The sequence below is a fragment of the Microbispora catharanthi genome, from assembly GCF_006334915.2.
Taxonomy (GTDB): Bacteria; Actinomycetota; Actinomycetes; order Streptosporangiales; family Streptosporangiaceae; genus Microbispora; species Microbispora catharanthi.
The window spans coordinates 108,198-116,656 of sequence record NZ_VDMA02000029.1; the positions used below are offsets into that span (position 1 = coordinate 108,198).

10 protein-coding genes are annotated in these 8,459 nt (G+C 70.0%); 7 read left to right on the top strand and 3 right to left on the bottom strand.

Annotation, left to right across the window (positions count from 1 at the left end):
* The first annotated feature begins 38 nt into the window (after window positions 1-38).
* On the top strand, window positions 39-1,967 hold the full coding sequence (locus FH610_RS37480; RefSeq protein ID WP_139579972.1) for an HNH endonuclease signature motif containing protein: 1,929 nt from the start codon (window positions 39-41) through the stop codon (window positions 1,965-1,967).
* Between the two features lie 177 nt (window positions 1,968-2,144).
* Here the strand turns inward: FH610_RS37480 and FH610_RS37485 are convergent, their stop codons facing one another.
* The gene (locus FH610_RS37485; RefSeq protein ID WP_139579973.1) at window positions 2,145-2,987 is read right to left on the bottom strand and encodes a hypothetical protein; all 843 of its coding nucleotides are present in this window, start codon (window positions 2,985-2,987) and stop codon (window positions 2,145-2,147) included.
* 94 nt (window positions 2,988-3,081) lie between these two features.
* Between FH610_RS37485 and FH610_RS37490 the strand changes: the two genes are divergently transcribed.
* Window positions 3,082-3,393 carry an FtsX-like permease family protein gene (locus FH610_RS37490; protein ID WP_161628181.1) on the top strand — a complete coding sequence of 104 codons (312 nt, stop codon included), beginning with the start codon at window positions 3,082-3,084 and terminating at the stop codon, window positions 3,391-3,393.
* Window positions 3,394-3,565: 172 nt separating this feature from the next.
* Window positions 3,566-4,138, top strand: coding sequence for a hypothetical protein (locus FH610_RS37495; RefSeq protein WP_139579975.1), 573 nt, complete (start codon window positions 3,566-3,568; stop codon window positions 4,136-4,138).
* Window positions 4,139-4,195: 57 nt separating this feature from the next.
* On the opposite strand, the gene FH610_RS37500 is transcribed toward FH610_RS37495, so the two are convergent.
* Together FH610_RS37500 and FH610_RS37505 are read right to left on the bottom strand one after the other, a co-directional pair.
* Window positions 4,196-4,840 (bottom strand): hypothetical protein, encoded by a 645-nt coding sequence (locus tag FH610_RS37500; protein ID WP_139579976.1) that lies wholly within the window; start codon window positions 4,838-4,840, stop codon window positions 4,196-4,198.
* A gap of 84 nt (window positions 4,841-4,924) precedes the next feature.
* Entirely contained in the window at window positions 4,925-5,209 is a 285-nt protein-coding gene (locus FH610_RS37505; RefSeq protein WP_205826347.1) for a type 2 periplasmic-binding domain-containing protein, read from the bottom strand.
* 57 nt (window positions 5,210-5,266) lie between these two features.
* On the opposite strand from FH610_RS37505, the gene FH610_RS37510 reads away from it, so the two are divergent.
* The 4 genes from FH610_RS37510 to FH610_RS37525 all read left to right on the top strand — a co-directional run bounded on the left by FH610_RS37510 (window position 5,267) and on the right by FH610_RS37525 (window position 8,303).
* On the top strand, window positions 5,267-5,680 hold the full coding sequence (locus FH610_RS37510; RefSeq protein ID WP_240809426.1) for a VOC family protein: 414 nt from the start codon (window positions 5,267-5,269) through the stop codon (window positions 5,678-5,680).
* A 91-nt stretch (window positions 5,681-5,771) separates the two neighbouring features.
* Window positions 5,772-6,845: a patatin-like phospholipase family protein gene (locus tag FH610_RS37515; protein ID WP_139579977.1), complete on the top strand. Its 1,074-nt coding sequence runs from the start codon at window positions 5,772-5,774 to the stop codon at window positions 6,843-6,845.
* Window positions 6,842-7,627 (top strand): NAD(P)H-binding protein, encoded by a 786-nt coding sequence (locus FH610_RS37520; RefSeq protein WP_205826348.1) that lies wholly within the window; start codon window positions 6,842-6,844, stop codon window positions 7,625-7,627. Before FH610_RS37515 ends, FH610_RS37520 begins: the two co-directional genes overlap by 4 nt.
* Before the next feature lie 85 nt (window positions 7,628-7,712).
* Window positions 7,713-8,303, top strand: a complete 591-nt coding sequence (locus FH610_RS37525; RefSeq protein ID WP_139579978.1) for a dihydrofolate reductase family protein — start codon at window positions 7,713-7,715, stop codon at window positions 8,301-8,303.
* Window positions 8,304-8,459: the final 156 nt, after the last annotated feature.

Below are 8,459 nucleotides of genomic sequence, written 5' to 3' on the forward strand. Positions count from 1 at the left end.
AAATTAAAACAGAATTTCGAATCTTGCGAGGAGATGCGATGGATCTGTTCGACCTCGATCCCGAGCACCTTCGTCGTTCGAATAGTTCTGGCGACTGGTGGGACCGGTTGACCTCCGGCTCCCGGTTGTGGTCTGCGGATGACTCGGTCGCCCGTGAGCATTTTCCGATCATCGATTCCGAGCTGCGGCAGGACGCGGGTCGGGACACCAGCGACAGCCCACCCGGTGCCGGCCGGTCGTCGTGGGTGCTGGTGGGTTCTCTTCGTGAGTCGACGCAAGCGTTGGCGCTGACGGCGGTGCCGGACGATGTGGATATCTGTCTTGCCGAGGCGGAGGAGTTGCTGTTCGCGCGGGATCGGATCACGTGCGCTCTTGCTGAGCGGGTGGGGCGGGTGCATGGTGCGGGGCGGGCCAAGCGGCATGGGCATGCCTCCACCCGCAGCTGGCTACGCACCGCCGGAGGCATGAGCGTCGCGGGGGCGGGCCGCCTGCTCACGCTGGCGGTGGAGTTGGCGCGTCTGCCTCGGGTGCGGGAGAAGTTCGCCACGGGTGGGTTGGCGGCGGGGGTGGTGGAGGCGATCTGCGCGGCCACCGCGCAGTTGAGCGATGAGCATGCGGGGTTGGCTGAGTCGATTTTGCTGGAGTTGGCGGGTCAGGCGGGTGCGGCGGAGGTGGCCAAAGCCGGGCGTTATCTGCGGGCGGTGCTGGACCCCGACGGTGAGGACCGCGATGAGCGGGCCGACTATGGGCGGCGGTTTTTGAGGGTCCGCCCGACCAGGGGTGGGGGCGTGGAGGGGGAGTTCTACCTGCCGCGTGAGGCGGCCGCCCGGCTGCGGGCCCTGTTGGACGCCTACGCCAAGCCGCGCGCGGAGGGCGATGACCGGCCGTTGCGGGTCCGGCAGGCGGATGCGTTCATCGCGTTGCTGGAGCAGAAGATCGCCGCCGAGCTCCTGGTCCTGGTCACCGCCGAATCCCTCCCCACCGACCCCGAACCCGCCGCCCCCGGCACCGACCACCCCGAAGACATTGACGACACCCAGGACGCCGAGCGTACCGAGGACGCGGAGGGCGCCGAGGCCGACAAGAACGGCCGGGACCGCCAGGGCACCAGCGCCACCAGCGCCACCGGCGACATCGAAGACACAAACGCCAGCGACGCCGACCCGGGCGAGGCCGGGGCAGCTGCCGGTGGCAGTGCCCTCGGCGAGATGGGCGACCCCTGCGATGTGGGCAGCACCGGCGCTGCCGCACCTGCTCAGGATGAGGGCCTGTGCCATCCTGCCGACCCTGCCGACCCCGCCCATTGTGGCGACGCCGGGGCAGATGCCGGTTCACCTTCGCAGACAGCGCGGCCTGATCCTCCTCCCGAGGATGCCTTCGCGCATCACGCCCACGCCGGGCATCGGCCTGCGGGGGACTGCCGGCATGCGCAGAGCACGCCCGAGGACAACGGCGACGTGCGCCGTGGACAGTCGTCAGCAGGGACGGCGCAGGAAGCGTCACCGGGAGCGTCACCGGGAGCGTCACAGGGGGCGGTGCCGGGGACGGTGCTGGGGGCGGCGCCGGGGGTGTTGCTGGCGACCGGGCAGATGCTGCCGGTCTCCAGCGTGCACCGCCTTGCCCGCACCAGCAGCCTGGTCCGCCTGGTGATGGACGCCGAAGGGCAGGTGCTGGACATGGGCCGCAAGGTCCGCCTGGCCACCCCCGCCCAACGCAGGGCCGTGTTCGCCCGCTACGCCACCTGCTGGATCGACGGCTGCCCACTGCCCGCCACCATGTGCCAGATCGACCACGCCGACAACTGGAGCAACGGCGGGCTCACCGACCTGAAGCTGCTCGGACCGGCCTGCCAGTTCCACAACCGCGACCGCTACCGCCACCCCGACCGCTACACCCGCCGCAAAGCCGGCACCGACCGCTGGGCCTTCACCTACCAGCCGACCCACATCAAGCGGCTACGGATTTAGCGGGCCGGATGGCGACACGGACACGCGCAGACCGGGGCGCCGGGGCCAGGGCGCCGGGCCGGGTGCCGTGGCCGCTGGGTGCTCTGCGCGGCGGTGGCGTTCGTGTCGTCTAGCAGCGGTGTCGTCTAGCAGCGGTGTCGCCTGGCAGTGGTGTCGGCGGCACCGGACGGTCCGGGGTCAGCCCTTCAGCTCCCGGACCCGCTCCGACGGGGGAGCGTTGACCATGCAGGTTCCCCAGTCCGAGAAGGCCATCTCGGTCCGTGTCTTGGCGGACAGGACGTAACGGACCGGACGCCCGCTCAGGTCCACCCACAGCTCGTAGTCGGCGGAGGGACCGAGATCGCCGGCGATGCGGGCACGGAGCCGTGCCTGTGCGGCCGGATCGCCTGCCCGCACCTTGGCGTACTCCTCCTCGGTCCGCTGGTCGAGCGGCATGGGGTTGGTGTAGGCGATGTAGGCCGGGAGATTCAGGCGTTCGACGGCTCGGCGCACGTCGATATGGACGGTGTAGTGAATCGTGTGGGGGCCGGTGCCGCCCTCGATGCTCGCAGCCGTGAGGCGGCCCCTATTGATCAGGAGCGCGTGTGCGCGGTGGCCGTCGATCAGATTGGTGGCCATCATGGCGAGTGTCCCGATGCCGAGCAGGCTGTACGGCTCGTAATAGTCGGTGACCTTGTCGAAGTACTTCCCGGGAGCGATCTCGGAACCGATCGGCGTCTGGAAGTAGGTGGCGTTCCGCGTTCTGATGAGACGGCCGCTGAAGCCGTGTCCGAAGTCCGCCGACAGGTCGGTCGGCGAGCCGGTCTCGGCACCGCACGAGATGAGCGTGACGCTGATCCCACTGGAGCGCAGCACGCGCTTCACGGTGGGGTGCGTGGCCAGATAGTCGCCGACCAGCGTCGCGATCGCCGCGACGGACCTTCCGGGCGGCAGGGTGGCGGTGGACCCGGTCGTCATCAGGCCGGCCGTGATGACCAGGAGGATGACCAGGAGCAGTCGGCGCACATGCATGCTCTGCACGTCCGAGCATGGTGCCGTACGGACGTGCAGAGCCTGCGAGTCGTTCTGTGCACGTTTCGTGCGCGTTTCCTGACGGGCCTCCAGGGTGAACGTCGTGGTGAGGACCCGGCCCCGGGCGTCGCGGAACTGGGCCCACAGGCGATACAGGCCGGGGCGGGGGAACCGGGCGTGCAGGCCGGTCCTCGTCGCGGCACTGGCGATCGTCGCCGGGCTCGGCCTGGGCGTCGCCTTCGCCGCGGGCACGGTCACCGCGCTGGGCCGCACCACCGAGGCCACGCTCACGCTGCCGGTCGGTCCGCTCCTGCTCGTCGTCGCCGTGGCCGCCGTCGCCGGCCTGCCGGCCGGGCTGCTGCCGGCTCGCCACGCGGCCAGGCTCGACGTGCTCACCGCCATCGCCACGTCCTGACGCTGCGGCCGAAGGGCTCAGCGCAAAGAAGGGATCAGCATCCGCACAGCACATCGCACCCCGGGAGAAGAGAGGCGAAGCGAGGGGTATGAGCGGGATGCGTCGCTTGTGTACCAAAGCAAAGGCAGGTGTGGATCGGATGGGCGACAACAGGGCAGAAAGGTCCCGCGTCGTGGCGAAGTCCGCCCGGCGTCTGGCCGTCGCCGCGCTCCTCATCGTGATGCCGAGCGTCGCGGTGGCGCCGCGGGCACTGGCGGCGCCGGTCCCTGCCGCCGGCCACGGCCCGCACGGCCATGGTGGTAAGGCTGGTCAGGGCGCCCACGGTGGTCAGGGTGGTCAGGGTGGTCAGGGCGGCCAGGACAAGAAGGGCAAAAAGGGCAAGGAAAAGAAGGGCAAGGGCCACGGTCACGGCGGCGCCCACATCGGCGCACGCCTCGCCGGTTTCGGGGGCGGCCTCGGTGGTGGGTTCGGTCACGGCGGCGGCGGCACGCAGCGCACGGCCGGCATGAACACCGCCAACGCGCCGACGATCAGCAGTCCGCCCTTTCAGCTCAACACGGGCAAGCGCAACGTGAACGCCCCCGCGGGCAACAGCGCCGTCGACTTCGCCGGCGTCCAGCAGGTGTCGAGCGTCAGCGTCTTCACCGACTCCCTCAGCGGCAACTGCAGGGGCGGGATCAAGAACTGCTCGATCAACCAGACCCTGCAGGCCGCCGAGAGCAGAGGCGGCGGCATCGGGCACTGACAGGAGACGGGCGTCTCCCGCACGGAAGACGCCCGTCTTTTCAGTGATGCCCGTGGATCAGAGCTCGCCGCTCTCGATCGCCTGCTTGAGGGCCGTCTGCAACTGCTGGTGCGAGGCGGTGCCGTTCGCGGCGACGAAGTCGATCAGCGAGGAATCCGCCTCGAAGGTGAGGTTCTCCGTGACCCGGGTCTTCCCGCTGGGCAGCACCGTGAACTCGATCTTCTGGTGCGTGACCACGTTGGGCTGCGACCAGCTGTCGGTCTCGTAGTAGAACCCGTCCGCGTGGAGCCGCTGCTGCGCGTGGGTCTTGCTGACCACGATCGTGCCCTCGTACGGGATCTCCTCGATCGCCGTGAGGTTGCGATAGAGCGTGGGGGCCGCCAGCCACTCCTTGTGCATGACGACCCGCTTCAGGAACGGGTTCCTGCCGATGTGGTTGTTGAAGTCGGAGTACTTGTAGAAGGTCGACGGCATCGGCGCGTCGATGTCGACGGAGATGCTGTTCGTGACCCGGCTGCGGCCCGAGTCGGGTGCGGGCGGGGTGGTGTCGGTGAAGTGGTAGGTGTCCCAGGCGGTCTGCCACTCGGCGGCGATCTCGGCGTCGCTCTCGGTCGTGTCGGCGTTCGAGGGAGCGGACAGGGCGGCGAGGACGAAGGCGGCGGCGAACATCTGGGCCGCGGCCACTCGCAGGATCTTTCTCACATGTACCTCGAGAAGAGGAGAAATGGTACGAGTGATCTTCTACCGCAACCGCAACCTGTTACAGAAGAGCCCATGCCGAATCAGTCACGTGCAGAGGGCGGTGTCGAGGGCGCTCATCAGATGGCCGAGCGCCGTGGCGTCGCCGGGCAACTGAGTGACGGCGGATTCGCGTACGCGGGTGGTCGTGTTGGTCGCCGGCCACACCGCGCCGCGTTCGATCGGCGGCGCGTCCCGGACGGGCACGTACGCGACGTCGGGGCGTGGGTAGTACGTGCGGCTGTGCTCGCCCACCGGCAGAACCCCCTTGCCCATGGCGACGAGGGACAGCATCTCCGAGAACGTGCCGCCCACCGGTCCTAGGGAAGTCAACGATCGTAGCGTGATCGGGGCTTGGTGCCGGCCGCCGCGACGAGCATCGTTGGATCCATGAGCACAACGAACATGCGCGTCAAGGGTTTCGATCATCTGGTGCTGACCGTGGAGGACGTCGAGCGGTCGCTGGCGTTCTACTGCGACGTCCTCGGCCTCGAGCCGGTGCGGGTCGACGAGTGGCGGGCCGGAAAGGCGCCGTTCCCCTCGGTGCGGGTGTCGGCGGACACGATCATCGACCTGCTGCGCGGCGACCGCGGCGAGCCGAACGTCGACCACTTCTGCCTGGTCGTCGAGCCGCTGGACTGGCAGGAGGTCATCGACTCCGGCGCCCTCACCGTCATCGACGGACCCGGCCCCCGGTTCGGGGCGCGGGGCGTCGCCACCTCGGTCTACCTGAAGGACCCCGACGGCAACGTCATCGAACTGCGCTGGTATCCCCAAGACAGGGAGCAGGACAAGGGGGAATGAGGGTTCGGTCGTGATGGCGCGGCGCCGGGGCCCGGGGCCGTCCGAACGCGGTAGATCCGGGTGAGGACGGTCGGAAGAAGGGCTGGTGCCGATGGCCGGGATGGACAGGCGGGCCGACCTGGTACTGGAGGGCGGCGGCGTCAAGGGCGTGGGCCTGGTCGGCGCGCTGCACGAACTGCACGCCGCCGGATACCGGTTCGGGCGGGCCGCCGGCACCCGGGTCGCCGGGACCTCCGCGGGGGCGGTCGTGGGAGCGCTGGCCGCGGCCGGGATGCCGCCGGAGCGCATGCGCGAGCTCCTGTTCGGCGTCGACTACCGCAGGTTCAGGGACGCGTCCGCCGTGGAGCGCGTCCCGCTGGTCGGCAGGGGGTTCTCGCTGCTGTCCCTGCTGTTCGAACGGGGTGTGTTCGAGGGCGACTACCTACGGGAGTGGCTGGGGAACGAACTGGCCGACCTGGGTGTCGAGACGTTCGACGACCTGGCCCTCGACGACCCGGCGCCCTGGATGGGCGAGGACCAGCGCTACAGCCTGGTGGTGACGGCCACGGACGTCACCCTGGGCCGGCTGGTGCGCCTGCCGTGGGACTACCGGAGCGTCTACGGCGTGGCGGAGCCGGGCAGGCAGCGGGTGGCCGACGCGGTCCGCGCCTCGATGTCGATCCCCTTCTTCTTCGAGCCCGTCACGATCGCCAATCCCGGCACCGGGCTGGTGTCGACCCTGGTGGACGGCGGCGTGCTGTCCAACTTCCCCATCGACACGCTCGACCGGCCGGACGGGCGGCAGCCGCGCTGGCCCACGTTCGGGGTCAAGCTGCTCCCCGCGTTCGGGGAGGACACGCTCAGGCTGCCGCTCGTCGGGGCTCCCCACCTGCCCGCCCTGCGGCTGCTGACGTCCCTGGTCGGGACCGCGATCGTCGGCCACGACCAGACGTACCTCGACCAGCCCTGGGTCAGGGCCCGCACCATCCAGGTCGACACCGAGGGTGTGGGGGTGGTCGACTTCGACCTCGACGAGCGGCAGAAGCTCCACCTCTACCTCAACGGCCGGGCGGCCGCGGCGGCCTTCCTGTCCACCTGGGACTGGGACGACTACCGCGCCCGTTACCGTCCCCCCGCGAAAACCGGTGGCAGGGCCGAGACGGCCGGGAGTCTACTTGGCCCATGATCGTTATCTCGGCCGCCTCCGGCGCGCTCGGCCGCCTCGTCATCGAGCACTTACGCACCCGTACGGAGGTGGTGGCCGCGGTGCGCGATCCCGGCCGCGCGCCCCAGGGCGTGCAGGCACGCCGCGGTGACTACGACGACCCGGCGAGCCTGCGCGAGGCGTTCGACGGGGCCACCCGCCTCCTCCTGATCTCCTCTCCGGAGCTCCACACCGCCCGCAGGATCGGGCAGCACCTGAACGCGGTGACCGCCGCCAAGGAGGCCGGCGTCGGCGCGGTCGCCTTCACCAGCTTCCTGGGGGCCGGCACCGGCGCCACCGGCATGACGGAGGCCTATCACGCCACCGAGCAGGCCATAATCCGCAGCGGCCTGCCGTACACGTTCCTGCGCCACCCCTTCTACAGCGACGCGTTCGTCCCGCGGATCGTCGAGGGTGAGATCACCAGCAGCACCGGCGGGCGCGGTCTGAACACGGCGTTCCGGTCGGACCTCGCCGAGGCGGCGGCCAACGTGCTGACCGGCGAGGGGCATCTGGGCCGGGCGTACGACTTCACCGGGCCCCTGTGGAGCTATCCGGAGGTGGCCGAGGCGCTCGGCGTGCCCTACCGCGAGGTGCCCGACGCCGGGCCGGGCCCGATGAGCTGGATCAACGCGCAGATCCGCGCGGGGATGCTGGAGCAGCGGACCGACGACCTCGAACGGGTGCTCGGCCGGCCCGCCGAGGCCGTCGTCTCACGCGCCCTGCGAGCTGTGTCCGAACATTCCAACTGTCTTGACAATTAAATTTGTCGGTAGCTACCGTGGGGACCACGACGGAGCCGACGACGGCGCCGGCGGACACAGACCGGCAGACACAGAGGAGAGCGCCATGCGCATCGTGGTCATCGAGTTCATGAGCCTGGACGGCGTCGTGCAGGCGCCGGGTGGTCCCGAGGAGGACACCGACGGCGGCTTCGCGCACGGCGGCTGGACGCACCCGTTCTTCGACCCGGAGACCATCGGCGGCGCCTTCAACGACACGGTGAGCAAGGCGGAGGGACTGCTCTACGGCCGTCGCACCTGGCAGAACATGGCCGCCGCGTGGCCCGCGCGGGCCGGTGACCCGTTCGCCGACCGGATGAACGCGATGCCGAAATACGTGGTGTCCGAGACGCTGAGCGACGACGAGCTGACCTGGAACACCACGCGAATCCCCGGCGACGCGGCCGTCGCCCGCCTCCGCGAACTGCGGGATGCGGGCGACGGCGACCTGGTCGTCATGGGGAGCCCGAGCCTCGTGCGCACCCTCCTGCACGAGGGCCTGGTCGACGAGCTGCGGCTGATCGTCATGCCGGTGATCCTCGGCGGCGGGAAGACGATCTTCCCGGGCGACGGCCTGCGGCACAGGCTCGAACTCGTCTCCGCGGCCACCGGCGGCACCGGCGTGCAGGTGTGCACCTACCGCCGGGCCGTCGAGTAGCGAGGATCTTTCTTCTTGGTTCTTCCGTCTCAGGGGGTGGTGAGGTCGAAGCGGTTGACGGTGACCGCGCCGCCCAGGGACTGGGTGGCGTAGTTGAAGATGGCGAAGCGGTAGCCCATGAAGAACTGCCAGGCGTTGCCCATGGTGAAGGCCGGT